Below are 24315 nucleotides of genomic sequence, written 5' to 3'. Positions count from 1 at the left end.
GTATGAAACGCAAAGTAGAAATCGCCGGAGGCGGCATCGCCGGCCTGAGCGCCGGCGCGCTGTTCGCGCGCCGTGGCTGGGAAGTCAACGTCCACGAGCAGGGATCCGAGATCCGTGAGGTGGGGGCGGGCATCTATATCAAGAACAACAGCCTGGAAGTGCTGGAGAAGCTGGGCGTGCTGGACCGCATCCGCGGCCAGGGCACGGTGCTCGAACGCGCGCAGATCCAGTTCGCCGACGGTACGGTCAAGCAGGAACGGCCGCTGCGGGACAAGTCGCGCGTCCATACCTTCGCCCGGCAGGTGCTGATCGAGGGCCTGCGCGACGCGGCGCTGGAAGCCGGCGTGAACATCGTGACCGGCTCGCGCGTGACCGGCGCGCTGCCCGGCAAGGGCCTTCTGACCGCCGACGGCGGGCTGCATGAAGCCGACCTCGTCATCGCGGCCGACGGCGTGCATTCGGCGGTGCGCAACTCGCAGAAAATGGGAGGGGGGTTCACGGAACTGCCGACCATCATCAACCGCTACCTGATCGAGGGCCGCGCCTTCACGCCCCAGCCCAAGACGGTGGAGCACTGGTCCGGCAACCGGCGCATAGGCGTGACGCCGTCGGGGCCCGGCCACACCTATGTCTACATGGTCGCGCCGGCCTGGGATGCCACGGCGGCGCGCTTTCCCATCGATGTCGAGGACTGGAGCCGGCGCTTTCCCAAGATCGCCGACCTGATGGCGGTGCTGCATCGGGCCGAGGGCACGCAATACCATTACGGCCTGGTCAAGTGCCCGAAGTGGAGCGTCGGCAACATCGCCATCCTGGGCGACGCCGCCCATGGTTTGCCGCCGACCCTGGGGCAGGGGGCGGGGCTGACCTTGATGAACGCCTACGCGCTGGCGCACCTGGTGGCGGACGCCGACGACGTTGCTTCGGCGGTGGCCGCCTGGGAGCAGCGCGTGCGCTTCATCAGCGACCGCACGCAGGCCTGGGCCGTGCGCTATGACTGGTTCACGCGCCAGTGGCCGACCTCGCTGGACTTCGCGCGTCCGCTGGTGGCCTGGAGCTTCGGCCAGTTCAAGTGCCTGAACGAACGCATGCGCGTGGCCGACCGCGGCCTGGCGCAGGCGGGCATAGACATGATGGGAGAGGTGCGGCCATGATCATAGACGGCACCAAGACGCTGGCGGCGCCGCGCGGCCGGGTCTGGGAGGCGCTGGACGACCTGGATTTCCTGCGCCGCACGATTCCCGATTGCCGCGCCATCAGCCGCACCGACGACGGCGGCTACCGGGCCACGATCTCGGCGGGCGTGGGGCCCATACGCGCCAACTTCGACGTGGCCTTCGCCCGCGCGGTCCAGGCGCAGCAGGAGCGCTTCACGCTGACGGGCCAGGGCTCGGCCGGCGTGGCCGGCGCCGCCACCGGCAGCGTGGCCGTGACGCTGGAGGACATCGCCGGCGGCACCTTGCTGGGCTACCGCGCCGAGACCGAGGTGACCGGCAAGGTCGCGCAACTGGGCGCGCGGATGATAGACGGCGCGGCGCGCAAGTTCTCGGAACAGTTCTTCGCCAACGTGCAGCGCGAATTGTCGGGGGCGGGGGCCCAGGCCGCCGCCCCCGCATCCGGGTTCGCTGCCCCGGCTGTGCCTGCGCCCGCGCCATCCGCCTCGCCGGCGGCGGGACGCTGGCAAGGCTGGTGGCTGCCCATCGCCTGCGCAGTGGGCTGCTTCGTCGGCACCTTCTGCGCCAACCTGCTGCGATGACCCGCATGGCCAGGCCCGCTTCCCGCGCCGCCGCATTCGGCCGGCGCCGCGCCGTCGTCACCGGCCATCACCTGGCCAGCCAGAGCGCGCTGGATACCTTGCGGGCCGGCGGCTCGCTGGTCGATGCGATGATCTCGGCCTCGGCCGTCATGGCGGTGGCGCTGCCGCACGCGACCTCGCTGGGCGGCTGCGGCATGATGCTGTATTACGACGCGGCCTCGGGCACGATCCAGGCCTTGAACGGCACGGGCCGGGCGCCCGGCCTGGCCCGGCCGGATGCCTTCGGCGACGGCGGCATCGGTCCGCGCGGGCCGTCGACCTGGGTGGTGCCCGGGCTCGTGCGCCTGTGGGACCAGGCGCACCGGCGCCACGGGCGCCTGCCCTGGGCCTTGCTGCTGGAGGACGCCGTGCGCCACGCGGCGGACGGCATAGGGTGCTCCAGCGAGATCCATCGCAACCTCGGGAGCGCCAAGCCGGCGGTGGTCCGCCAGCCTGGCTTCGACGCCCTGTTCGCGCCCGGGGGCCGGCCGCTGGCGGCGGGGGACCTGCTGCGCCAGCCCGCCCTGGCCGACACCTTGAAGCGCATCGCGCGCGATGGCGCCGACGCTTTCTACGAAGGGCCCATTGCCCGCAGCCTGGACGCCTTCGCGCGGGAGCAGGGCGGCCTGCTGCGCCTGGACGACATGCTGGCGCAGCGGGCCGACTGGGCGCGGCCGGTCAGCCTGTCCGTACGGGACCGGCACGTTCACGTCATGCCGCCGAACTCGCTGGGCGTGCTGATGCTGGCCCAACTGGAGGCGCTGGCGCCGTACCTGGACGAGCCCGAAGGCCAACGGGCCTATGCGCAGATCCAGATCGCCCGGCTATGCCTGGAAACCTTCCAGCGCAAGGTGGCCGATCCGGCCGCGCCGTGGCCCGCGACCCTGGATCCGGAACGGGTCGCGCGGCGCCTGGCCCGCGTGGCGGAGGCGACGCCTTCGGGCGCGCGGGATCCCGGCGACACCGCCGGCATCGTGCTGGCGGACGACCAGGGCAACGCGCTGGCCATGCTGCAAAGCGTGTTCCAGCCTTTCGGCAGCGGCTGCGTGGATGCGCAAACCGGCATCCTGATGAACAACCGCCTGATCGAGTTCGATCTCGATCCGGCCAGCCCCAACGTGCTGGGGCCGGGCAAGCGGCCGGTCCACACCCTGAATCCCTACATCGTGATGGAAGGGGGCCGGCCGGCCATGCTGGGCGTGTCGCCGGGCGGCGTGAGCCAGACCACGACCGGCGTACAGGTGATCGCTCATGCCTGCTTCGAGGACATGCCGCTGGCCGAGGCCATCGACGCGCCGCGCTGGAGCATCACGCGCGGCGGCGACATCCTGCTCGAACCCGGTTTCCAGGAGGGCGTGGCGCGGCGGCTGCGCGAGGCCGGCGTGCCGGTGGAGGAGGATTCCCTGCACGAGTTCTATTTCGGGTCGGCCAAGGCCATCCGCATGCGTCCGGATGGCACCCTGGAAGCGGCGGCCGACCTGCGCCGCCAGGCCTGCGCGCTGGCGGATTGAGCGCCGCTAGATTTCCAGCGTCGCCATCACCGGCGCGTGGTCCGACGGCTGTTCGTTCTTGCGGATCTCGCGCTCGATCACGCACTCGCTGCACACGGCCTTCAAGGTGTCGGACAGCAGGATGTGGTCGATGCGCAGGCCGGCATTGCGGCGGAACCCCAGTTGCCGGTAGTCCCACCAACTGAAGGACTTGGGCGGCTGCTCGAACAGCCGGAAGGCGTCGTGCAGGCCCACGTCCAGCAGCGAGCGGAACGCGGCGCGCTCGGGTTCGGACACCAGCACGCTGCCTTCCCACTTGACCGGGTCGTGCACGTCGCGATCGTCGGGCGCGACGTTGTAGTCGCCCAGCACCGCCAGGCGCGGATAGCGGCCCAGTTCCTCTTGCAGGCCGTCGCGGAAGGCGGCGAACCATTTCAGCTTGTAGTCGTACTTGTCGCTGCCCACCGACTGCCCGTTGGGGCAATAGGCGCTGATCACGCGCACCTCGCCCGCGGGCGTGTCCAGCGTGGCGGCGATCACGCGCTGCTGGGGGTCCTCGAAGCCGTCGATGTTCTTGGTCACGTCCCGGACCGGCTGGCGGCTCAGGATGGCCACGCCGTTGTAGGTCTTCTGGCCGGTGAACGCCGCGTGATAGCCGATTTCCTCGAAGGCGCCGACGGGAAACTTGTCGTCGGTCAGCTTGAGTTCCTGCAGGCACAGCGCGTCGACCGGCGTGGCCTGCAGGTAGGCGATGACCTGGGGCAGGCGCACGTTCAGGGAGTTTATGTTCCAGGTAGCGAGTTTCATGGGGGTACTGGGAATGCCGTCAATTAACCAATCATTCCCGCATGCTACCAAGCAAACCCCCTGGCGCCTATTTCGTCACCGCCACCGTCCCCTTCATCAGCGCCGCATGCCCCGGGAACGAGCAGAAGAACGCATAGTTTTCCCCCGCCTTGAGCTTGCTCGTGTCGAAGGTGACGGAGTCGGTTTCCCCGCCGCCTATCACCTTCGTGTGCGCGATCACGCGCGTATCGCCCGGCTTGAGGTAATTCTTCTCCAGCCCGGCGGGGATGCCGTCGGCCGCGATGCCTTGCACATCCGAGGCCTTGCTCAATACCCAGTTGTGTCCCATCGAGGCCTTGGGCAGCTTGCCCGGGTGCGTGAGCTTGACCGTGAACTGCTTGCAGCTTTGCGGCACCTCGATGCTGGTCTTGTCGAATTTCATGGTATCGTTGCCCGCGATCTCCACGTTGCAGGTGGCGGCGAAGGCGGGGCCGGCCAGCGTGGCGGCCAGCAGCAGGGCCGGGGTGGTGTGCAGGATCTTCATCAGGTTCTCCTTCAGGAACGTTGGTCGAAACGCGGGCGGATCAGCAGCGGGAAGAAGCGCCACAGGTACAGCGCGAACCCCAGGATCCAGGCGGCCGCCGATGCGTGCAGGACGCCCATGGCCCAGGCCGTGGGCAGCAGCGCGGCCAGGCGCAGCGCGGCCGCCGCGATCACTAGCGCATAGGCCGCCACCATGCTGCGGTCGGTGCGCAGCGGACGCCCCAGGTGGCCCAGCGCCGTGCGGGTGACCATGCCGATGATCAGCACGGCGAAGCCCGCCGCGCCGATGACGTGCGCCGGCCAGGCCAGGCGCGGGACCCAGCCCGCCGCGTGCGCCGCGGCCACCAGCAGGCCGATGCCCAGCGCGGCGTAGCCCACGTACAGGATCCACAGCAGCGGCACGCGCCGTACCGCCCAGGGGCGCCATGCCAGCAGTTGCCAGCAGGTCAGCACGCCGGTGGCAGCAAGAGCCAGGCCCGCCCCTGGCATCCAGTCCGCCAGCAGGAGCGGGATCGCCAGCACGCCCGCGCCGAGCTGCCATTGGCCGCTGCGGGTATGCATGGGGATGTCCAGGCCGGCCACGGCGCGCATCGCGAAGAAGGGGATCACGCGCCGCGCCACCAGCAGCGCGATCACCGCCATGCACAGCAGCCCGAGGTTGAAGCGCGCCAGCAACAGGGCGTAGTCGCCTTGCAGGACCGTATGGAGGTAGAGGACGTTCGCCGCGCCCAATCCAAGGATGAGTACGGGTATGCCGTAGTTGCGCTTGCTGCGCGCCTGGTAGATGGAGCGTCCCAGGGCCACCGCGGCGGTGGCGAAGAACAAGGTCTCGCCGCATGCGGCAAGCCAGAATCCCGCGGTGTCGGGCACCAGGTAGCCGACCCGCGCCAGTAGCCAGAGGGCCGTCAGCGCCCCCAGGGCCTTGCCGTGCAGCGGATTGATGCCGGTCCAGTTGGCGCCGGCGGTAAGCAGGAAACCCACGGCGATGGTGGCGATGAAGCCCCAGAGCATTTCATGGGCATGCCAGGCCACGCCGCCGAGCGGTCCGGTCAGGGCCTGCGGCGCGTACACCCAGAGCAGGACGGACAAGGCGGCCCACAGGCAGCCCGCCAGGTACAGGGGCCGGAAGCCCAGTTCCAGGAAAGCGCGCCACTGCGGAGGCGGCGGGGTGGGGGGCACCGGTTCTTCGACTTCCAGCAGGATGGCCATGGGCCGGCTCCGTGGGGGATGGACGTCTGGTTTGAAGATATATATTAAATGAATCTTATGGGGGGAACCCCAATACCGCTGACGACGCCGGGGATTTTCAACAGGGATCTTGCGAGCGGGCGCGGGCCGACGCATCGGCGGCCGGACTGCTCCACGTCCGATGGTGCCATTCGGAGGGCAGCAGGCCGAAGCGCAGGCGGAACAGCTTGCTGAAGGCCGATTGGTCCGCGAAGCCGCAGCGCCACGAGAGCGAGCCGATGTGCAGCCTGGGGCTGCGCTCGATCAAGGCCTTGGCGCGTTGCAGGCGGATTTCGCGCAGGGCTCCCATTACCGTTTCGCCCCGGGATGCGAAGGCCGCGTAAAGGCGGGTGCGCGAGCAGCCGGCGCCGCGGGCGACCGCCGCGACGTCGAGGTCGTGTCGGTGGGCCTCGCGTTCCATGAAGCGCAGCGCCGCCGCATGGCGGCCCCCGTTCAGGCCATCTTCCAGGTCGGACTGTTCCTGGTTCGATCCCTGCCGCCCCAGGTTGCGCAGCATCAGCAGCGCGAGCGAACGCGTGCCTTCCAGCAGGCTGGCGTACTCCACGCCGTCGAGCTTCTGCGGCTGGCGTGTCAGCAGGGCCAGATGATTCAACTGGCTGGCCAGGGCGGGCGCCAGCGCGCAGTGTTCCAGCGGGATGGGCACGTTGCCCGGCTCGCGTCCCAGCGCCGCGCGCACCTCGTCGCGGGGCAGGGCCAGGAAGACCTCGCGCGAGCCCTGGCTCCAGCGGTAGTGCCCGATGCGCCAGGGGTCGTACAGGCCCAGGTTGCCCGGTCCGACGCGTTGAGGCTCGCCCGGTGCTGCGTCGCGTATCAGTTCGCCGGCCTGGATCAGTGTGACCACCACCATCTCGGGCGCATGGGCCAGGCGGCGGGACGCCGCCCGCATTTCGTAGGCGGACGAACGCATGGTGCCGAAGATGCAGGTGCTGCTGCGCAAGGTGAGCAGTTCCGCATCGAGTTCGGTACCGGGTGGTGGCGGCAGCATTTCCACCCACTGGTGCGCACGTTCGCGCCAGGCGTCGAAGCGCAGCCCCGGCTCCACGTCGTGGGAAGACAGATGCTCCGGTACGCAAGGAGGCGGGGTGGTCGGCATGACACAAAATGATACACCTGTGGCGCGCAATGCTACATCCGGGACGATTTCCCGGTACTCGGGACGCTTGCCCCAAACATGCCTGCCTCGCAAAAGAGGCCTTTCTCTAACATCTGCTCATCCTTCCCATGCGAATGACGCGGCATTGCGAATGTCAGGGCGTCGGTTCGTTTCACGGGCCACGGGACCGGTTTCTCAGGAGCGGCAGTATGAAAACAAAACGATTTGTCATGTCGGCGCTGGCGTTGGCCTCGGGGGCGATGCTGGCCGGTTGCGGGGGAGACGGGGCCAAGAGCGACGGCGGCTCGGGCGCCAGCTACTCGCCCCGCACCTATATGCTGGTGGCCGGGTCCGGACAGTTGTCGGCCGGCGCCGATGGGGCGACCCGGACCCTGACCTTGAAGAACGTCGAATCCGACGTGCTGTGGTACGAAGGCGGCCAAGGCCTGGCGGTGGGCAAGTCTCCGGTCAAGGACTACGCGGGCAGCATCTGGCGGGACGCCTATGGCGGCGTCGACCCCAACGCGACCGTCCAGTTCCAGCTGTCGGGCGGCGGTGCCATGGAAGGTGTGTATGTGGCGCTTTCCCGGCCCGCCTACGACGAGAAAACCGGGACGATGACGTTCCAGGCACAGCTGCAGAACGACACGCTGGACCAGGATGCCGGCGCCGCGCTTGCCTTCGACAATGTCACCGTCAAGGTGCTCAACAACCTGGCGGACGACAAGGAGGTGGCGGAGTACACGCAGTACGCCTCGAAGGCGGCCTTGCAGCCCACCGCCACGGCCGGCCAGTACAAGGTGGTGCTGAGCCAGGCGGGCGCGGACATGTTCCTGGTGGACAACGCTCCGGGCACGTACTCCGAGGCCCGGCCGGTTTCCTATTTCCTGCCGCAGTGGTCCTATGCCTACGGCGAGGCGGCGCCGACCGCCACGCTGTTCGGCACCACGGCCAAGGGGGCCGCCAAGCTGTACGCCATGAAGCTGACCAATCCCGCCTATGACGCGGACACCGACGAGATCAGCTACACGGCGACGCTGCAGGGCTCGAACGCGGGCGCGCTGGAAGCCGTCGACGATGCCGTGCTGAGCATCGCCGCGGGCCGCTTCACGCGCTTCCCCATTCCCGGCAAGGGCACCGCCTACCAGGCTTTCGGACAGGGCTACAACCCTTCGCAGGCCAACGATACCTACATCTATTTCGGCAGCGACATCGCGCGCAAGCAGGCAGGATCGCTGTGGGGCAAGCAGTCCTATCTTTCGCAGAGCTGCGGATCCGATTGCCGCGACGACCTGAAGACCATCAAGGATATGGGGATCAACTTGATCCGGCTCTACGACTGGGATACCCGCAACGACCACAGCCAGTTCCTGGATTATGCGAACAGCCTGAACATCAAGGTCGTCGTGCCGCTCAGCAACTGGATCTCCACGCAGGGCTCGGTCGTCTGGAACAGGGACGTCGGCGCCTATTTCTCCAGCAGGAACTTCGGCAACAAGGCCGGCACCGACTGGCATCCCGCGATCGCTGGGGTGATCATCTCGAACGAGCTCGATTTCAGTGGCTATCCCGGCAACTACAACACCGCCATCGGTCTGGTCGCGCGCTTCATCGAAGAAGCCGACAAGCGGAAGTTCAGCAAGAGCGTGCCGGTCGGCATGCCGGTGACCTTCGTGCCGCGCGGCGAACCTTACCTGGAAGGGAGGAACATGCCGGGCTGGAATCAGTTCAACCGCCTGCTGACCGATCCCAGGACCGCCAAGTACAGGGACCGCCTCATGCTTGCCCCGCAAACCTACAACAACGAGAACTATCTGCTCAGGGACGCGGAAAGCACGGGCCAGGGCTGGATTCCGGCGACGTACAAGCAGTTCGGCGTGCCTATCCTCTTCACCGAGATCGGCTATAGCCGCGCCAAGCCGGACTACACCGCGAACTATGTCCAGCGGCAGTTGAAAGGCGTGCTGGAGTACCAGAAGAGCCATCCCGGCCAGATTCTCGGCGTTGCCCACTTCCAGTTCGATGACAAGGTCTGGAAGCAGACCAGCAACGATACCGATACGGAAGGGGCATTCGGGGCCTTCCACCATGGCGATGTGGTCAGGACGCTCCAGACCGTCAAGGCCGACTACGATTTCACCAACGACGAAGCCAAGACGTTCGGCTCGCTGACCATCGACAAGCTGGTCAAGACTTCCGTCTATGACCCGGTGGTCGAAGCCTACAAATAAGCGGCAGGAACCCGCGCGGCGCTTGTAACGGCCGCGCGGTACGTATCGAAACAATCGCGCAATTTACGCGCGGCGAGCCCGGGAGCTACCATCCCCGCTCGTCCAGCATCGCCGGACCTTCACGCGTGAACTACGGAGGGGCGGGTGCGCGTCGCATTCGGCAAACTCAGGGCTCGTCTGGCCACCGGCATCGGTTCGACCGTCGCGGTCTGCGCCGCGACGGTCTACGGCATCCTGGGCGCCGCGCCGCCGCCGGCCGCGACCGAGTACACGGCCGGCAGCCAGATCGAGGCCGGACAATGGCAGGTGATACCCAGGCGGGCCTGGGTCAGCGAAGAAAAAAAGGTCCTGGGCGTCCGGCTGCAGGAAGGTGAACGGGCGCTGGTGGTCGAGGCCGATCTGAGCAACCGCACGCAAGCCTCCACCCGCGACTACGCGAAGCTGCTGAAACTGCATCCCGTGGGCGGCGTTCCTGTGCCGGATCCCGAGGTGGCGCTGGTACGCGAGGCCCGGCCGCTGCCGCTGCTGCATCCGGGGCTGGCCGAGCGCGTGGCTTTCGTGTGGAAACTGCCGGCCTCGGCCGTGTTGCCCACGAGCCTGGACGCCGATGTCATCGCCAAGACCTACAAGCCCGTCGACAACCTTTACGGCACGCCCGGCTGGTTCAATCCGCGCGTGGTGGGACGAATCACGATGGCGGTCGAGGTGACGGAAAGCGTGGCGGGGTGGGCCTCGTGAGGCGGCCGTTCGCCACCGTGGCCATGGTTGCGTTGGCTGCTGGCGTGCTGTTCGCGATGCAGCGCGGTACGCCGCGCTATCAGGACCTGACCGGACCCATCCCCGCCTACGGGAAGATGGGGAAGGCGGCGTCCACGCGCCTGTTCGACATCCAGGTCGAGCGCGTGGAGTTCGCGCGGCAACTGGTCGGCAAGCGTTTCGGCGGCGAGATACGGCATGAAAGCGCGGGGGTGTGGGCGATCGTCACCGCGCGGATGGCCGCGCGTTCGCGGTCGGTCAACGTCACCCACGCCGTGTGGGAAGGGCCGACGGGACTGCGCTACGAGTTGTCGGACCGCCCGGAGTTCCTGCCGGACCTGCCGCCCCATACGCTCGAGCCAGGCCTGCCGCAGCGTGGCCGCTTCGTCTTCGAGATCCGGCCCGACCAGATCCTGGGCGCCACCTTGCTGGTTTCCGAAGGCCCGTTTCCCCGGCTGGATTCCGAGGCGCACGTCGCGTTGAACGCGCTGCCGGCCGCGGCGGACGGCCTGCCGCCGATTGCCGAGACCTTCGATCTGCAGCAGGCGGGAGGCCGGCCGTGAACGCCCGGGATCCCGCCGTTGCGCGGGACGCTGCGGAGTGCCGATGGCGCCGGCGCAGCCTGTGGCTGCTGGTGATCCTCTTGCCCCTGGCCATGGCGGTGGTCATGCATGACAGCGCGCGAACGTGGTGGAGCGGGCGCGCGCGCATCGCGCGCGAGGTACCCGCGGGCGGCCAGGCCGATCTTGGGGGAGCGAGCTGGCGGCTTCGCGCGTTGCGGATGGCGCCGCTGCCGGCGGGCAAGCGCATACCGGAAAACGCGATGGGCGTGGTGGCCGAATTTGCCGTGCAGGTGCGGGATGCCGACGTGCGCAAGAACTGGGCGGGCTGCGAGATCGCGCTGGAGGACGGCCAAGGGCGGCGCTGGATGCCGACGCGCGTCTTGCCGCTGCCGCGTTCGGAAGCGCGGGAATGCGTGCTGGCCGCGGGATCGGGGCCCAAGGCCGGCGACACCGTGCGCATTCGCCACGCCTTTCTGGTGCCGCGCGATGCCGCCGCGGCCCTGCGCGCCACGGTGGCGCTGGGACCGCAGCGGCCGCGCTACCTGCGTTTTACCCAGCCGCCGACGCTGGTGCAATAGGCGCTGGTTTTCAGGCGGGCCGCTCCCGAGGCGCGGCGCCCGCAGACGCCGACTCGCGCGTGGGCCGCGCGAACGCGGTTTCCAGGATCGCCGCCAGAAAGCAGATGCGCAGCGGTTCGATCAGCAGCCCCGTGGATGAATCGCGGAACGGGCTGCCCAGCAGCAGCGTCAACCCGTGCGCCCAGAGTTGCCAGGTGTCCAGGTCGTGGGGGCCGATCAGCCGCGTCGCGCCTATCCACAGCCAGGCGCTGCCCCAGTCGATCAGCCGGTAGCCGACGATGAGCGTGATCAGCAGCAGTACGCCCGAGTTCAGCGTCAGGCGGATGCCGTTGGCGACTGGCAGGTAGCGTGAACGGTAGCCGCCGATGAAGTGGGCGGCGAAGTCGCGCAGGAATTTCGGTATTGCCCGGTAGCGTTCACCGAAGCGTTCGATGCGGCGGTTGATACGCATCAGTTCGGTATCGTCGCGCACGTCGTAACCGTAGACCAGCGCCGTCATGACCAGCCAGACCACCGGCAGCAAGGCGTAGAAGAACAGGTTCGCCAGCAGTTTGCCGGGCGTCTCGGCAAGCGCTTCCACCGGCACCATCGCCGCCGCCTGCGCATTCGCCAGCGGCGTGGCCAGGGCGTTCAGGAGCGAGGCCAGGTAGTCCCGGATGCCCAGACCGGTGACCCAGGTCCAGACGTCGTCCTTCCAGCGGCTGATGACGTACAGGCCGATCAGGATCCAGTTCGTCTCGCAGATCACCATGACGACCTGCCACGCCGGCCGTCCGGTGGCGTCGCGGCGCCGCTTGGCCAGCTTGCGCACCAGCCACGACACCGCGACCGAGACGAACAGCCAGCGCGAATCCAGGGCGTCCAGGATATTGCCATGCGTGCCGAACGGGTCCAGGGACAGCGCCAGGCGCGAGTACTGCCGCACGGTGTCGCCCAGGAAACCCCACGCGGCGTAGTAGGCGAAGAAGGGCAGCAGGGCTACCGTGATGGCCGATGCCAGCCGGTCGGGGCCGCCGGTGGCCGGCGAGGCCTGGCCACGCGCGGCGTCCTGGGCGGCGCGCACGGCGGGCAGGCCGGGCAGCAGCACCTGGAACATCAGCACCGTTACGATCAGGTGCGCCAGCGCCACCAGCGTCAGCACGGCCAGCCCCGCCAGGTGGTTGGCGAAGCCGGTATGCACGGCCAGCCGCAGCAGCAGCTCGTTCGCCAGCACGCCGGCAAGCACCAGGCACATCAGTTGCGGCCAGAAGCGCAGCCACAGGCGGAAGGTCAATGCGAAGGGCGAGGCGATCGATTCCGTCATCCCGGCTTCCCATGGGTAGCACGCGGGCGATGCTAGCAAGCAAGGCGCGCGCGTGCTGTATCTTTTTCCTTCGGAATGCGACCGCCGCCGTACTGGCGTATAACGTCAGGTGCGACAAGGCAATGCGCTCGGCCTGGAGACTGGAGCGCCCACAGGTTCAGTCGGTGCGATCATGGCCCTCAGACACGCAAGTCCCCTGGAAGCGATCGACCTGCATGCCAGCGACGAACAGCGGGGAACCCACGCCAGCAGCAGTCTGCTCCGCACGGACGGCTTGCAGCTCATGCAGCTGGTGCTCCCGGCGGGACACGAACTGCCGCAGCACCACGTGCCCGGCGAACTGACCATCCAGTGCCTGGCGGGCGAAGCCGTCGTCACCACGCCGCACGGCACCTGTGGACTGCGTCCCGGCCAACTGGTCGCGCTGCTCGGCCAGGAGCCGCACGCGGTGCGGGCGCTGGCCGATACGACGCTGCTGGTCACGCTGGTGCGCAAGCCCGGCGATGCGGGCCCCGGTGCCGCCTGACCCATCATTCTGGAGAAATCATGCAGCCCAAATCCGATCGCGCATCGCCGGTGTGCTACGCCGAGCAGGCCGATGCCGCGTACATGGGCCAGCTTCCGCGCGAGGAACTGCTGGCGGCGCTGGAGGAATTGCTGGAGGCCGAGCGGGCGGGTGCGCGGGTGGCCGAGGAAACCGTGGCGCAATTGCAGGATCCGGCCGAGCGCGCGCTGATGGAGGACATCCGGCGGGACGAAGTGAAATGGTGTGCCATGCTGATCGCCGCCATCAAGTCGCTGGACGCCAAGCCCGGCTCGCGTACCGGCGCCTTCCACGGCAAGGCCATGGCCATCGCCGACCTGCCCGCGCGGATGGCCTTCCTGAATCGGGGCCAGGCCTGGGTGGTCAGGAAGCTGGAAGCGCTGGTGCCCAAGGTCAAGGAGGCCGGCATCCAGGACGATCTGCTGGCCATGCTGGTGGCGCATCGCGAGAATATCGATCGCGTCGAGGTCCGGCTGGCCGCGGCGGGCAAGCCCTGAAGATCGCCGTCTACGCCATCTGCCGCGACGAAGCCGGTTTCGCCGACCGCTTCATGGCGTCCTGTGCGAGCGCCGACATGGTCGTGGTCGCGGACACGGGATCGACCGACGGTGGCATCGAGCGCCTGGAGGCGCTGGGCGCGTGCGTGCATCGCTTGTCCATCGAGCCCTGGCGCTTCGACGATGCCCGCAACGCCGCGCTGGCGCTGGTGCCGGGGGATGTGGACGTGTGCGTGTCGCTGGACCTGGACGAGATCCTGAGCCCGGGCTGGCGGCCGGCCCTGGAGGCGGCCTGGGTGTCGGGCACCACACGCGCGCACTACGATTTCGTGTCTGCCTTCCATGCGGACGGCAGCCCGGCGATACGCTTCCTGAACAACCGCATCCACGCCCGTCACGGCTACCGGTGGCGCCACGCCTGCCATGAAGGCATCTATCCCGACCGCATCGCCGAGCAAGGCGTGCTCGTGCCCGGCATGCGCGTCGAGCACCATCCCGATCGCGCCAAGCCGCGCGGCTCCTACCTGCCGCTGCTGGCCGCCGCGGCGGCCGAGGAACCCCACGACCCGCGCATGGCGCACTACCATGCGCGCGAGCTGTTCCACGCCGGTCGCCACCAGGACGCGGCGCGCGAGTTCGAGCGCTACCTGGCCCTGCCGGGCAACCTTTTCCGGCCCGAGCGGTCGGCCAGCATGCTGTACCTGGCCAAGTGCGAGATGGTCCAGGGGCGCGATGGCCTGGACTGGACGCTGCGCGCCGCGGCCGAATGCCCGGAGCGCCGCGAGCCCTGGGTCACGCTGGCCGACATCCGCTACCGGCGCGGTGAATGGGCCGAGTGCCGGGCGGCGGCGATCCGGGGGCTGTCGCTGGCGGGCGAACCCGACGGCTACATGAACGATCCGGTGTGCCATGGCGCGCTGCCGCACGATCTTGCGGCCATCGCCAGCTGGCGGCTGGGCCGCCGCGGCGAGGCGCTGGCGCATGCCCGGGAAGCCCTGAGGAGGGCTCCCGGCGACGAGCGGCTGCGCGCGAATGTGGACGTGATCCGCCAGGCCCTGCGGGGCGGCGGCGTCAGCGCCAATACAGCCGGTCGGGATTGTCCGCCAGGACAGCCTGACGCAGTTCGGGCGTCGGCAGCCAGCGCGCCAGATCGTCCAGCAGGCGGCCCGGGCCGATCGGGCGATACGGACTGACTTCGTGCGCCGCCTTGCCGGGCGCGCGGGCGGTGTGCGGCCAGTCGCTGCCCCATAGCAGGGCGGACGGGACTTCCCGGCACAGTGCCTGGGCCCAGCGGGCGGCGTCTTCGGGGGCCGCCAGCCGATAGGGCGCGGACAGTTTCAGGTGGACCCGCCCCGAGCGCAGCAGGCCGGCCAGGGCCGCGGCGGCCTCGGGCGACCAGGGCGCCATGGCGAAATGGTCCAGGACCACGGGGCAGGGCAGCGCGGCCAGCCGGGGCGCCAGCGCCGCGATCACGCCATGGGCGGCATACAGCTGCACATGCCAGTCCAGATCGGCCACTTGCGCGGCGACGGCGGCAAGCGCCCGTTCCGCGGCGCCGATGTCGTGCAGGCCGGCGCTTTCCAGGTTGACGCGCACACCCCGCACGCCGCCGGCATGCAGCGCCTGCAGCTGCGCGGAGGTGAAGCCGTCATCGATCACCGCGATCCCGCGGGCCCGTCCATCCATGTCCGCCAAGGCGTCGAGCAGGCAGCGGTTATCGGTGCCGTAGACGCTGGGCTGCACGATGACCACGCGCGCCATGCCGGTTTGTTCCAGGTGGCGGCGCAACTGGGCGGCCGAGGCCGGGCCCGGCGTGTAGTGGCGATCCGCGACCATGGGATAGGACGCGGCGGCGCCGATCACGTGGGTATGGCAATCGCACGCCAGGTCCACGTCTAGGCCTCCAGCAGCCGCTTGGCGAAGGCGCGGCCGGTCGCGGCGGTGCCCAGGTTGCCGCCCACGTCGCGCGTGGATTCCCCGGCTTCGACGACAATGGCGGCGGTGCGCGCGATGGCATCGGCCGCGGCGACGTAGGCGGGCTGGTTCGTGCGGCGGCCGTGCCAGTCCAGCAACTGGCCGGCCGACAGGATCAGCGAGAACGGGTTGGCGATGTCCTGGTCGGCGATGTCGGGCGCCGAGCCGTGCGCGGCCTGGCCCATCGCGTAGCGCGCGCCCATGTTGAGCGAACCGCCCAGTCCCAGGCTGCCGGACAGTTCGGCGGTCAGGTCCGACAGGATGTCGCCGAACATGTTGGTGGTGACGATGACGTCGAAACGCTGCGGGGCGCGGACCACGTGCGCCATCATCGCATCGACGATGAAGTCGTCCACGGTCACGTCGGGAAAGTCCCGGGCGGCCTTGTGGCATTCGTCGATGAACATGCCGTCGCCGATCTTGAGCACATTGGCCTTGTGGACGATGCTGACGTGTTTGCGGCGGGCGCGCGCCAGCTCGAAGGCGGCGCGGGCGATGCGGGCGCAGCACAGGCGCGTGATGCGGCGCAGCGACACCACCACGTCCTCGGTGATCAGCATCTCGCTGCCGCCCGAGGCGATGTTGCGGTCGGCGTAGAAACCCTCGGTGTTCTCGCGCACGACCACGAGGTCGAAGGCATCGACCTTGTGCGGCACGCCCTGCCAGGTGCGCGACGGGCGGATGTTGGCGTACAGGTCGAGTTCCTTGCGGAAGAACATCGACGGATTGATCTCGCCCTTGCTTTCGTCCTTGAAGTCGAAGGTCGCCATCGGGCCGAGCATCAGGCCGTCGGCGGCGCGAACCTTGTCCAGCAGCGCCTGGGTGACCGTGGCGCCGTGGCGCCGCAGGCTGTCGTGGCCCGCGACGTCGTGTTCCAGCGCAAGCTCGAAACCGAAGCGCTGCGACGCCGCGCGCAGCACCTCGACGGTCGCGGCCATGGTCTCGGGGCCGATGCCGTCGCCGGGAAGTACGATGATTTTCATGATGTTCCAGCCAGGAAGGAAAGAGGGGATAGGTTGGTCAGTCGATGCGTGCCTGGGTGCTCTTGACCAGGGCCGCGTATTTGTCCATTTCCGCGCGCACGAATTTGCCGAAGCGCTCGGGCGTCATCGGATCGACCGCGCTGCCTTCCGCTTCGAAGCGGCCGCGCAGCTCGGGTTTCTGGACGATGCGGTTGATGTGTCCGGCCAGCAGTTCGACGATCGCGGACTTTGTTGCGGCCGGCGCGAAATAGCCGCCCCACAGGCTGAACTCGAAGCCGGGCAGGGTTTGCGCGACGGTCGGCACGCCGGCCAGCGCCGCGACCGGCTCCAGCGACGAGACGGCCAGCGCGCGCACCCGTCCGCCCTGGATGTGCGGCATGATCGACGAGGCGCTGGCGAAGAAGCACTGCACCTGTCCGCCGATGAGGTCCGAGATCGCCTGGCCCGCGCCCTTGTACGGAATGTGGGTCATGTCGGCCTTCGAGCGGGCGGCCATCGCCGCGGCCGCCAGGTGACCGGGCGTGGCGGTGCCCGAGGACGCGTAGGCGACGCTGCCGGGCTTGTCGCGCGCCGCCCGCAGCAGCGCCTCGACGCTGCCGTAGGGGGAGTTCTGCGGCACGGCGAGCACCAGCGGCGCGTTGCCGACCAGGGCGATCGCGCGCAGGTCCTTGAGCGTGTCGTAGCCGGGGCTCTTCATGGCGAAGCCGTTGATGGCGATTTCGCCGGTCTGGCCCAGCAGCAGCGTGTGACCGTCGGGATCGGCGCGCACGACCTGCCGGGTGCCCAGCGCGCCGCTGGCGCCGGGCCGGTTCTCGACGATGACCGATTGTCCCAGCGCCTGCCCCAGGTCCTGGGACAGCAGGCGGGCGAACACGTCGCCCTGGCCGCCCGGGGCGTAGGGCACGATGACCGTGACGGGCTTGGTCGGATAGGAGCCGGCGGCGCGGCCGGCGCCGCTGGCCGCCAGCATGGCGGTGGCCGCGCCGAGCCGGGCGAAGTCGCGGCGGGACAAGGCGGAAATAGCAGTCATGGAAAAAGTCTCGTGGTGATCTTCTTGGCCGGCGCGGTCATTGCAGTTGCATGCCGGGTTTGGCGACGACGCCGCGCCACAGCGCCAGTTCCTTGCGCAGTTCCTCGCCGAAGGCGGCGGGGCTGAGCGCCAGCGGCGTCGCGCCTTCATGGCGCAGCCGTTCCTGCACGGGCGCGGCCGAAGCGGCGGCGATCACCGCCTTGTTCAGCGCCTGCACCACGGCGGGCTTTGTTGCGGCGGGCGCCAGCACGCCCCACCAGGTGGTCACGTCATAGCCTTTTACCCCCGCCTCGGCCAGGGTGGGAACCTCGGGAAACAGGGCCGAGCGCTTGTCGCTGGTCACGGCCAGCAGGTTCAGCTTGTTTTCCTTGATGTGCGGCAGGATGGTCGGCACCGTCGCGAAGAACACGTCCACGCGTCCGGCCAGCAGTTCCATGCTGGCGGGGGCGCTGCCCTTGAACGGCACGTGGGTCATGGCCGCCCCGGTCTGCTGGCGGAACAGTTCGCCGGCCAGGTGGTTGATGCTGCCCGGGCCGGCCGAGCAGAAATTCAGGCCCTCGGCGCGGCCGCGCGCGGCGGCCAGCAACTGCGGCACCGTGGTGGCGCCGAGCTGCTTGCTGGTCACCAGCAGCAGGGGGCCGCGGCCGATCATGGCAACCGGGGCGAAGTCGCGCTCCGGATCGTACGGCAGCTTGGGCTCGAAGGCGGCGTTGGTGGCGAAGGTGGAGGTCGCGAACAACACGGTGTAGCCGTCGGGCCGCGCCTTGGCGACCGCGTTGGCGCCCAGGGAGCCGCCGCCTCCGCCGCGGTTTTCCACCACCACGGGCTGGCGCAGCTGATCGCTCATCTGCTTGGCGATGTCGCGGGCGATGCTGTCGGTGCCGCCGCCGGCGGCGAAGGGGACAACCAGCGTGATCGGGCGCTGGGGCCAGGCCTCGTCGGCCCGGGCTGCGGTGGATGCCAGTGCGCCGGCCGTCGCGGCTGCGCCGGCCAGGAGTATGAAGCGTCGCTTCATGGAAGTGCCTCCGAAAATGTTCTGCAAGGCACTCATCGGTGCCTTGCCGGCATCGTCATCCATCCCGTTCCTGCTGTAAATTGCAAAAATCCTTTCAATTGATACGGTAATCGTATGAATTTCGATCTGTCGGACCTGCGAGCCTTCGTGACGGTGGCGCAGCTGGCCAGCTTCCGCGCCGCGGCGCAGGCCCTGCACGTGTCCCAGCCGGCGCTGTCGCGCCGGGTCGACAAGCTGGAACAGGCGCTGGGCATGCGGCTGTTCGAGCGCAGTACCCGCAAGGTCGAACTCAACGCCATGGGCCGGTCGTTCCTGCCGCGCGCCCAGCACGTGCTGTCCGAACTCGAGGGCGCGCTGCTGGGCATGACCGAATTGTCGGAACGCATACGCGGACTGGTCACGGTGGCATGCATCCCGTCGGCCGTGGACAACTTCGTCGCGCGGGCCGCCAGCATTTTCCACGCCCGTTTTCCGCGCATCCGGCTGCGGGTGCTGGACCAGCCGGCGCCCGACGTGCTGTTGTCGGTCTCGCGCTCGGACGCCGATTTCGGCATCAGCTACCTTGGCACGCGCGAACCCGACCTGGAGTTCGAGGAACTGGCGAGCGAGCCTTTCGTCCTGGCCTGCCGGCCGGATCATCCGCTGGCCCGGCGCCGGCGCGTGCGCTGGAAGGAACTGGCCGACGTGGAATGCATCGGGCTGGCCGCCGGCGGCGGCAACCGCCTGCTGATCGACCAGGGGCTGGCCCATCTGGCCGCGCGCCCCAAATGGATAGGTGAAGTGCTGCACGTGCCGGCGCTGCTCAGCCTGATCCAGGCCGGGGTGGGCGTGGGCGCGGTGCCCAAGCACGCGTTGTCCGGTTCGGCGGGCCAGGGCCTGGCCAGCGTGGACCTGGTCGAGCCCGTGCTGGGGCGGCAGGTCGGCCTGATCTGGCGCCGTGGACAGCCGGCCGCGCCCGCGGTGCAGGCCTTTCGCGACGTGATCGTTGCCCAGGCGCGCGCACGCAGGGAAAACCGTACCGGAGGAGTATGCTTGGCGGCAGCCGATCGACACAGGGAGGGGACGCCATGAAGTGGCCGAGCCAGCAAGAGCCGAAGAAACCCGCGAACAGCGCCGCAGGCAAGGGCGGACGGCCCGACGGCCGCGGCGCGGGCGGCCAGATGTCCATGCCGCCGCGCCGGATGTGGCTGATCTTCCTGGCGGTACTGCTGGTCAACTACTTCCTGGCGCGCTACCTGTCGGGCGGCGGCGCCGACGCGCCCATCACCGTGCCGTACACGGTCTTCAAGGAAGAGGTGGCCAAGGGCAACGTCACCGCCATCTACAGCCAGGGCGAGCGCATCGAAGGCCGCTTCGTCAAGGCCGTCACCTGGCCCACGGCCGCCGCCGAGGCGCCGGCCAAGGCCGGCGCGCGGGCTCAGCAGCCGCGCACGTCCACGACCTTCGAAAGCACGCTGCCGGTATTCGTGGGGCCGGGCTTCGAGCAATTCCTGATCGAGCACAAGGTGGAGATCAGCGCCGAGCCCATCCAGAGCGGCAACTGGCTGACCACGCTGATCTTCGGTTTCGGGCCGGCCATCTTCATCATCGCGTTCTACGTCTGGCTGTACCGGCGCGCCGCGCGGCAGGGCGGCATGGGCGGCAGCATGTTCGGGCTGGGCAAGAGCAAGGCGCGCCGCTACGACCTGGAGGGCGGCGAAAAAGTCACCTTCGAGGACGTGGCCGGCATCGACGAGGCCGAGAACGAACTGGTCGAGGTGGTCGACTTCCTGAAGAACCCGGCCAAGTACACGCGCCTGGGCGGCTCGGCCCCCAAGGGCGTGCTGCTGGTGGGGGCGCCGGGTACCGGCAAGACGCTGCTGGCCAAGGCCGTGGCGGGCGAGGCCGGCGTGCCGTTCTTCTCCATGAGCGCGGCCGAGTTCGTCGAGATGATCGTGGGCGTGGGCGCGGCGCGGGTGCGTGACCTGTTCAAGCAGGCGCGCGAGCAGGGGCCGTCCATCATCTTCATCGACGAGATCGACTCCATCGGCCGCGCGCGCGGCCAGGTCGCGATAGGCGGCTCCAGCGAGCAGGAACAGACCCTGAACCAGATCCTGACCGAGATGGACGGGTTCTCGGGGCGCGAGGGCGTCATCGTGCTGGCCGCCACCAACCAGCCCGACGTACTGGACAAGGCCTTGCTGCGGCCGGGCCGCTTCGACCGGCGCGTGGTGGTCAACCTGCCGGACAAGAACGGCCGCGAGGCCATCCTGAAGGTCCATACGCGCAAGACACCGCTGGCCGGAGACGTGGACCTGCCGGAGCTGGCCTCGACCACGCCGGGCCTGTCGGGCGCCGACCTGAAGAACCTGGTGAACGAGGCGGCCCTGCTGGCGGCCCGCCGCGACCAGGACCAGGTGCACAAGAAGGACTTCAACGATGCGCTCGAGAAGATCGTGCTGGGCCCCGAGCGGCCGCTGATCCTGAGCCACGCGGACCGCGAACGGATCGCCTACCACGAGGGCGGCCACGCCATCCTGGGGCTGCTGGTGCCGGGCGCCGACCCGGTGCACCGGGTCACCATCGTGCCGCGCGGCCAGGCCCTGGGCGTGACCTACCAGCGTCCGCAAACCGACCGCTACAACTATCCCGAAGCCTATCTGCTGGCGCGCATCGTGGGCATGCTGGGCGGCAGGGCGGCCGAGGAAGTGGTCTACGGCACCCGCACCACCGGCGCCGAGAGCGACATCGAGCAGGCGTCGAACCTGGCGCGCAACATGGTCATGCGCTGGGGCATGAGCGACCGGCTCGGCATGGTGCAACTGGCGCCGCGCCAGAACCCCTATCTGGGCGGCGCGGGCAGCAGCCTGCCATACAGCGAGGAAACGGCCCGCGCCGTGGACGACGAGGTGCAGAAAATCATCCACGGCTGCCACGATCGCGCGCTGGGCCTGCTGCGCGAGCATCGCGGCCAGCTGGACGCGCTGGTGCGGGCGCTGCTGGAGCGCGAGACGCTGGACGAGAAAGAGATCCTGGAGGCGACGGGCCTGCCGCCCGCGCCGCGGCTCAACGAGCTGCCCGAAGGGATCCGGCCGCGGGACGACGAGGACAAGCTGCCGCTGTTGTAAAGGCGGCAGCCGAGTCCGACGCGCGCGTGCATCACTCCTTCTGGATGCCCGCCTTGGCGATGATCTGCGCCCACTTCTGCGATTCGGCGGCCTGGAAGCGGCGCAGTTCGTCGGGCGTGCTGGTCACCCGCTCGGTGCCGGTAGGGCCGTAGAACTTCGCCGCCGTCGGCGTCTTGGCCGCGGTCACCAGCAACTGGTTCAGGCGGTTCACGATCGCCTCGGACGTGCCGGCGGGCACGTAGGCCGCGAACCAGTAGGTCGACTCGTAGCCGGGCACGCCCGATTCCGCGATGGTCGGCACGTCGGGCGCGAGCGGGCTGCGCGTGGAGGTTGTGACGCCGAGCGCTTTCAGGTTGCCGCTCTTGACCTGGGGCAGGCCGGTCGTCATGTCGGTCCACATGACCTGGATCTGCCCGCCCAGCAGGTCGGTGATGCCCATGGGGTTGCTGCGGTAGGGCACCGACACGATTTCCGTGCCCGTCAATTGCTTGAAGAGTTCTCCGGCCACCCGGCTGGACGAGCTTCCGAAGCCGAACGATAGCTTGCCGGCCTGGGCCTTCGCCAGCGCGATGAACTCCTTCACGTCCTTGACGGGCAGGCTGGGCGGCACGACCATGATCTGCCCGCCTTTGCCGAGCAGCGTCACCGGTTCGAAGTCCTTGACGGGGTCGTAGGGCAGTTTCTTGAACAGGTGCTCGTTGGCCGCATGGGTGGTGTTGGTCGTGATCAGCACCGTGTAGCCGTCATTCTTGGCGCGGGCCACGGCCTGGGCGCCGATGAAGGAGTTGGCGCCCGGCTTGTTCTCGATCACCACCGGCTGTCCGCTTGCTTCCGAAACGGCCTGGCCGAGCGCCCGCGCGATCTGGTCGGTGGCGCTGGCGGCGGCGAAGGGTACGACGAAGGTGATGGGTTTGTCGGGAAAGGCCTGGGCGCTCGTGCCCCAGGCGCCCAGTAGCGCGAGGCCGAGCGTGGCAAGGTGCCGGCGGCGATGGGTGTTCATGATGTCTCCTCCTTATTGTCGATGGAAATGGGAAGCGTCAATAGCAGGCTGGAAAGCGTCTTCCCGTGCGTGTCGAGGTTCAGCGAATCGTTGACGCCGCCGTCGAGCACATCGTCCAGCACGAAGTTCATGGCCGCCAGGCGCGGCAGCAGGTAGCGCTTGACCTGAGTGGGCGAGCGCGAAGCGAAGAGGCGGGCCACGCGGGCCTCGGTGACCTGCTCGACCAGCAGCGGCCAGTGGGCGGGATCGTAGGCGATGACGCTGATGGAGGCGCGATTGCCTTTGTCGCCGGTGCGGGCGTGGGCCAGTCTGTGCAGGGGAAGGGTGCGGGGGGGCGTGGTGCTCGTCATGCGGCGAACTCCCAGGTCGGTGCCAGCCACTCGCGCGGCACCAGGCATGAACCGCTGGCCAGCCTGGGCGTGACGGTCGTGCGTACGCCGCCGCCGCCGGCCGGCCCGCAGGTGTAGAGCGCCAGCACTTCGCGCGCGACGCGCTCGGCATCCCGCCGTGAAGCCGCCGCCGCGGCGATGCGCAGCCTCAGGTCTTGCGCCGGGGATGCCAGGACGTCTGCAGCCGCCGTCCAGCGGCCGTTGTCGTCGCCGAACACGCTGGCAACGCCGATGAAATCGGCGCGCATCTTCAAGTCACCCAGGCCCAGCGCCTGCAGGCGCTTGCACACGACGTCGGCCGCCAGCGCGGCGCGCGCCGCCGCATTGGGGCCGGCATAGGAGATTTCTCCTTCCGCCAGCCACGGGCCCTCGTAGCAAAGCGTGGCCTTGAGGGTGGCGGGCCGCGCGTGGCCCCGCACGCCGGTGATTTCCACCCGGTCGGCGCCGATCTCGCGCACCTCGGCCTTGGTGATGTCGGCCACCACGTCGGGCGTCAGATAGGCGCCGGGGTCGTGGATCTCGTACAGCAATTGCTCGACGACGGTCCGGCGATCCACGCAGCCGCCGGTGTGCGCGGCCTTCGTGACGACGAAGCGTCCGTCCTCGTGCATCTCGATGATGGGAAAACCGAGTTCGGCCAGATCGGGCACGTCCTTGAAGCCGGGATCGGCGAAATAGCCGCCGCATACCTGTCCGCCGCATTCGAGGATGTGTCCGGCCATGGTGCCCGCGGCCAGACGATCCCAATCGTCTTCGGGCCAGTCGAAATGGGCGAGCATGGGGCCGAGCGCCAGCGCGGGATCCGCGACCCTGCCGGTCACCACCACCTGCGCGCCGGCTCGCAGCGCCGCGGCGATTTCACGGGCGCCCAGGTAGGCGTTCGCGCTGACCAGGGGGCGTTCGATCGAAGATTGATCGAGCAGCGCGCGCATCTGGTCGGCGGTAAGCGCCGTCAGCAGATCGTCGCCGTTGACGATGGCCACGCGCAGCGCGGGCAGGCCAAGGGATGAGGCCAGCCGTTGCAGTTGCCGCGCCGCGCCGCGGGGGTTGGCCGCGCCGAAGTTGCCGATGATGGGGATGCCGCCGCGTACGCAATCGGCCAGGACGGGGGCAACGAAATGCTCAAGGGAAGGCTCCCAGCCCGAGTCCGGGTCCTGCCTGCGCTGCAATTGCGCCAGCGCCAGGGTGCGTTCGGCCAGAGTCTCGAAAATCAGGGCGCGAGGGCCGTCGTGCGCAAGCAGGGTACGGACCACGGGGACGGCGGCATCCCAGCGGTCTCCGGAAAAACCCGCGCCGGCGCCGATGTGCAGGCTCGGCGCGGCGGATGTAGAAGATGAATGCATGCACACCCGGTCATGGTCGTGGAGGCGGGTCCGGATCGGGACCCGAG

23 protein-coding genes are annotated in these 24315 nt (G+C 69.0%); 11 read left to right on the top strand and 12 right to left on the bottom strand.

The window, feature by feature from the left end; all coding sequences use genetic code 11:
• Nucleotides 1–2: 2 nt before the first annotated feature.
• Genes WKR98_RS19275 through WKR98_RS19265 form a run of 3 tightly spaced genes read left to right on the top strand, consistent with a single transcriptional unit; the run spans nucleotide 3 to nucleotide 3306 of the window.
• Entirely contained in the window at nucleotides 3–1154 is a 1152-nt protein-coding gene (locus WKR98_RS19275; RefSeq protein WP_124689122.1) for an FAD-dependent oxidoreductase, read from the top strand.
• Entirely contained in the window at nucleotides 1151–1756 is a 606-nt protein-coding gene (locus tag WKR98_RS19270; protein ID WP_124689123.1) for a CoxG family protein, read from the top strand. The genes WKR98_RS19275 and WKR98_RS19270 overlap by 4 nt, the downstream gene beginning before the upstream one ends.
• A gap of 5 nt (nucleotides 1757–1761) precedes the next feature.
• Nucleotides 1762–3306: a gamma-glutamyltransferase family protein gene (locus tag WKR98_RS19265; RefSeq protein WP_341434420.1), complete on the top strand. Its 1545-nt coding sequence runs from the start codon at nucleotides 1762–1764 to the stop codon at nucleotides 3304–3306.
• Between the two features lie 6 nt (nucleotides 3307–3312).
• Here the strand turns inward: WKR98_RS19265 and xth are convergent, their stop codons facing one another.
• From xth to WKR98_RS19245, 4 genes are all read right to left on the bottom strand, one after another.
• On the bottom strand, nucleotides 3313–4092 hold the full coding sequence (xth, locus tag WKR98_RS19260; RefSeq protein WP_124689125.1) for an exodeoxyribonuclease III: 780 nt from the start codon (nucleotides 4090–4092) through the stop codon (nucleotides 3313–3315).
• Between the two features lie 67 nt (nucleotides 4093–4159).
• A complete protein-coding gene (gene azu / locus WKR98_RS19255; RefSeq protein WP_341434419.1) occupies nucleotides 4160–4615 on the bottom strand; it encodes an azurin in 456 nt (151 codons plus the stop codon).
• A gap of 11 nt (nucleotides 4616–4626) precedes the next feature.
• Nucleotides 4627–5823 carry an NnrS family protein gene (locus WKR98_RS19250; protein ID WP_341434418.1) on the bottom strand — a complete coding sequence of 399 codons (1197 nt, stop codon included), beginning with the start codon at nucleotides 5821–5823 and terminating at the stop codon, nucleotides 4627–4629.
• Nucleotides 5824–5920: 97 nt separating this feature from the next.
• Nucleotides 5921–6955, bottom strand: a complete 1035-nt coding sequence (locus WKR98_RS19245) for a helix-turn-helix transcriptional regulator (protein ID WP_124689128.1) — start codon at nucleotides 6953–6955, stop codon at nucleotides 5921–5923.
• A 209-nt stretch (nucleotides 6956–7164) separates the two neighbouring features.
• Between WKR98_RS19245 and WKR98_RS19240 the strand changes: the two genes are divergently transcribed.
• From WKR98_RS19240 to WKR98_RS19225, 4 genes are all read left to right on the top strand, one after another.
• Nucleotides 7165–9186: a hypothetical protein gene (locus tag WKR98_RS19240; protein ID WP_341434417.1), complete on the top strand. Its 2022-nt coding sequence runs from the start codon at nucleotides 7165–7167 to the stop codon at nucleotides 9184–9186.
• 144 nt (nucleotides 9187–9330) lie between these two features.
• On the top strand, nucleotides 9331–9924 hold the full coding sequence (locus tag WKR98_RS19235; RefSeq protein ID WP_341434416.1) for a hypothetical protein: 594 nt from the start codon (nucleotides 9331–9333) through the stop codon (nucleotides 9922–9924).
• Nucleotides 9921–10505, top strand: a complete 585-nt coding sequence (locus WKR98_RS19230) for a hypothetical protein (protein ID WP_341434415.1) — start codon at nucleotides 9921–9923, stop codon at nucleotides 10503–10505. The genes WKR98_RS19235 and WKR98_RS19230 overlap by 4 nt, the downstream gene beginning before the upstream one ends.
• Nucleotides 10502–11083, top strand: a complete 582-nt coding sequence (locus WKR98_RS19225; protein WP_341434414.1) for a hypothetical protein — start codon at nucleotides 10502–10504, stop codon at nucleotides 11081–11083. The genes WKR98_RS19230 and WKR98_RS19225 overlap by 4 nt, the downstream gene beginning before the upstream one ends.
• Before the next feature lie 10 nt (nucleotides 11084–11093).
• On the opposite strand, the gene WKR98_RS19220 is transcribed toward WKR98_RS19225, so the two are convergent.
• Nucleotides 11094–12386, bottom strand: coding sequence for a hypothetical protein (locus tag WKR98_RS19220; RefSeq protein ID WP_341434413.1), 1293 nt, complete (start codon nucleotides 12384–12386; stop codon nucleotides 11094–11096).
• 172 nt (nucleotides 12387–12558) lie between these two features.
• Here WKR98_RS19220 and WKR98_RS19215 point away from each other — a divergent pair, with 172 nt between their 5' ends.
• Both WKR98_RS19215 and WKR98_RS19210 read left to right on the top strand, forming a co-directional pair.
• Nucleotides 12559–12912 (top strand): cupin domain-containing protein, encoded by a 354-nt coding sequence (locus WKR98_RS19215; RefSeq protein ID WP_124689133.1) that lies wholly within the window; start codon nucleotides 12559–12561, stop codon nucleotides 12910–12912.
• Nucleotides 12913–12932: 20 nt separating this feature from the next.
• Nucleotides 12933–13427: a DUF6306 domain-containing protein gene (locus WKR98_RS19210; protein WP_341434412.1), complete on the top strand. Its 495-nt coding sequence runs from the start codon at nucleotides 12933–12935 to the stop codon at nucleotides 13425–13427.
• A gap of 1071 nt (nucleotides 13428–14498) precedes the next feature.
• Here the strand turns inward: WKR98_RS19210 and WKR98_RS19205 are convergent.
• The 4 genes from WKR98_RS19205 to WKR98_RS19190 are packed head-to-tail and all read right to left on the bottom strand — an operon-like array spanning nucleotide 14499 to nucleotide 18429.
• On the bottom strand, nucleotides 14499–15320 hold the full coding sequence (locus WKR98_RS19205; protein ID WP_341434411.1) for an amidohydrolase family protein: 822 nt from the start codon (nucleotides 15318–15320) through the stop codon (nucleotides 14499–14501).
• Between the two features lie 2 nt (nucleotides 15321–15322).
• Nucleotides 15323–16384 carry an isocitrate/isopropylmalate dehydrogenase family protein gene (locus tag WKR98_RS19200; protein WP_124689135.1) on the bottom strand — a complete coding sequence of 354 codons (1062 nt, stop codon included), beginning with the start codon at nucleotides 16382–16384 and terminating at the stop codon, nucleotides 15323–15325.
• Between the two features lie 37 nt (nucleotides 16385–16421).
• Nucleotides 16422–17414, bottom strand: coding sequence for a Bug family tripartite tricarboxylate transporter substrate binding protein (locus WKR98_RS19195; protein WP_341434410.1), 993 nt, complete (start codon nucleotides 17412–17414; stop codon nucleotides 16422–16424).
• 37 nt (nucleotides 17415–17451) lie between these two features.
• Nucleotides 17452–18429: a tripartite tricarboxylate transporter substrate binding protein gene (locus WKR98_RS19190; protein ID WP_124689137.1), complete on the bottom strand. Its 978-nt coding sequence runs from the start codon at nucleotides 18427–18429 to the stop codon at nucleotides 17452–17454.
• 114 nt (nucleotides 18430–18543) lie between these two features.
• On the opposite strand from WKR98_RS19190, the gene WKR98_RS19185 reads away from it, so the two are divergent.
• Complete coding sequence (locus WKR98_RS19185; protein WP_124689138.1) at nucleotides 18544–19500, top strand: LysR family transcriptional regulator; 957 nt, start codon at nucleotides 18544–18546, stop codon at nucleotides 19498–19500.
• Nucleotides 19497–21536: an ATP-dependent zinc metalloprotease FtsH gene (ftsH, locus tag WKR98_RS19180; RefSeq protein ID WP_124689139.1), complete on the top strand. Its 2040-nt coding sequence runs from the start codon at nucleotides 19497–19499 to the stop codon at nucleotides 21534–21536. The genes WKR98_RS19185 and ftsH overlap by 4 nt, the downstream gene beginning before the upstream one ends.
• Before the next feature lie 31 nt (nucleotides 21537–21567).
• Here ftsH and WKR98_RS19175 read toward each other — a convergent pair whose 3' ends face one another.
• The 3 genes from WKR98_RS19175 to WKR98_RS19165 are packed head-to-tail and all read right to left on the bottom strand — an operon-like array spanning nucleotide 21568 to nucleotide 24268.
• Nucleotides 21568–22536, bottom strand: a complete 969-nt coding sequence (locus WKR98_RS19175; protein ID WP_124689140.1) for a Bug family tripartite tricarboxylate transporter substrate binding protein — start codon at nucleotides 22534–22536, stop codon at nucleotides 21568–21570.
• Nucleotides 22533–22886, bottom strand: coding sequence for an AtuA-related protein (locus tag WKR98_RS19170; RefSeq protein ID WP_341434409.1), 354 nt, complete (start codon nucleotides 22884–22886; stop codon nucleotides 22533–22535). Before WKR98_RS19170 ends, WKR98_RS19175 begins: the two co-directional genes overlap by 4 nt.
• Nucleotides 22883–24268: an acyclic terpene utilization AtuA family protein gene (locus WKR98_RS19165; RefSeq protein ID WP_341434408.1), complete on the bottom strand. Its 1386-nt coding sequence runs from the start codon at nucleotides 24266–24268 to the stop codon at nucleotides 22883–22885. The genes WKR98_RS19170 and WKR98_RS19165 overlap by 4 nt, the downstream gene beginning before the upstream one ends.
• Nucleotides 24269–24315: the final 47 nt, after the last annotated feature.

It is taken from the genome of Pigmentiphaga sp. YJ18 (genome assembly GCF_038066655.1).
Lineage (GTDB): Bacteria > Pseudomonadota > Gammaproteobacteria > Burkholderiales > Burkholderiaceae_B > Pigmentiphaga.
This window is presented reverse-complemented; position numbering and strand designations above follow the sequence as displayed.

Excerpts from the sequence above, each read along its gene's own strand:
- WKR98_RS19220 (WP_341434413.1), bottom strand. The coding sequence starts at position 12,386 with ATGACGGAATCGATCGCCTCGCCCTTCGCATTGACCTTCCGCCTGTGG.
- WKR98_RS19245 (WP_124689128.1), bottom strand. The coding sequence starts at position 6,955 with ATGCCGACCACCCCGCCTCCTTGCGTACCGGAGCATCTGTCTTCCCAC.
- WKR98_RS19200 (WP_124689135.1), bottom strand. The coding sequence starts at position 16,384 with ATGAAAATCATCGTACTTCCCGGCGACGGCATCGGCCCCGAGACCATG.
- WKR98_RS19275 (WP_124689122.1), top strand. The coding sequence starts at position 3 with ATGAAACGCAAAGTAGAAATCGCCGGAGGCGGCATCGCCGGCCTGAGC.
- WKR98_RS19170 (WP_341434409.1), bottom strand. The coding sequence starts at position 22,886 with ATGACGAGCACCACGCCCCCCCGCACCCTTCCCCTGCACAGACTGGCC.
- WKR98_RS19240 (WP_341434417.1), top strand. The coding sequence starts at position 7,165 with ATGAAAACAAAACGATTTGTCATGTCGGCGCTGGCGTTGGCCTCGGGG.
- WKR98_RS19215 (WP_124689133.1), top strand. The coding sequence starts at position 12,559 with ATGGCCCTCAGACACGCAAGTCCCCTGGAAGCGATCGACCTGCATGCC.
- WKR98_RS19185 (WP_124689138.1), top strand. The coding sequence starts at position 18,544 with ATGAATTTCGATCTGTCGGACCTGCGAGCCTTCGTGACGGTGGCGCAG.
- xth (WP_124689125.1), bottom strand. The coding sequence starts at position 4,092 with ATGAAACTCGCTACCTGGAACATAAACTCCCTGAACGTGCGCCTGCCC.
- WKR98_RS19175 (WP_124689140.1), bottom strand. The coding sequence starts at position 22,536 with ATGAACACCCATCGCCGCCGGCACCTTGCCACGCTCGGCCTCGCGCTA.
- WKR98_RS19250 (WP_341434418.1), bottom strand. The coding sequence starts at position 5,823 with ATGGCCATCCTGCTGGAAGTCGAAGAACCGGTGCCCCCCACCCCGCCG.
- WKR98_RS19165 (WP_341434408.1), bottom strand. The coding sequence starts at position 24,268 with ATGCATTCATCTTCTACATCCGCCGCGCCGAGCCTGCACATCGGCGCC.
- azu (WP_341434419.1), bottom strand. The coding sequence starts at position 4,615 with ATGAAGATCCTGCACACCACCCCGGCCCTGCTGCTGGCCGCCACGCTG.
- WKR98_RS19190 (WP_124689137.1), bottom strand. The coding sequence starts at position 18,429 with ATGAAGCGACGCTTCATACTCCTGGCCGGCGCAGCCGCGACGGCCGGC.
- WKR98_RS19195 (WP_341434410.1), bottom strand. The coding sequence starts at position 17,414 with ATGACTGCTATTTCCGCCTTGTCCCGCCGCGACTTCGCCCGGCTCGGC.
- ftsH (WP_124689139.1), top strand. The coding sequence starts at position 19,497 with ATGAAGTGGCCGAGCCAGCAAGAGCCGAAGAAACCCGCGAACAGCGCC.
- WKR98_RS19210 (WP_341434412.1), top strand. The coding sequence starts at position 12,933 with ATGCAGCCCAAATCCGATCGCGCATCGCCGGTGTGCTACGCCGAGCAG.
- WKR98_RS19265 (WP_341434420.1), top strand. The coding sequence starts at position 1,762 with ATGGCCAGGCCCGCTTCCCGCGCCGCCGCATTCGGCCGGCGCCGCGCC.
- WKR98_RS19270 (WP_124689123.1), top strand. The coding sequence starts at position 1,151 with ATGATCATAGACGGCACCAAGACGCTGGCGGCGCCGCGCGGCCGGGTC.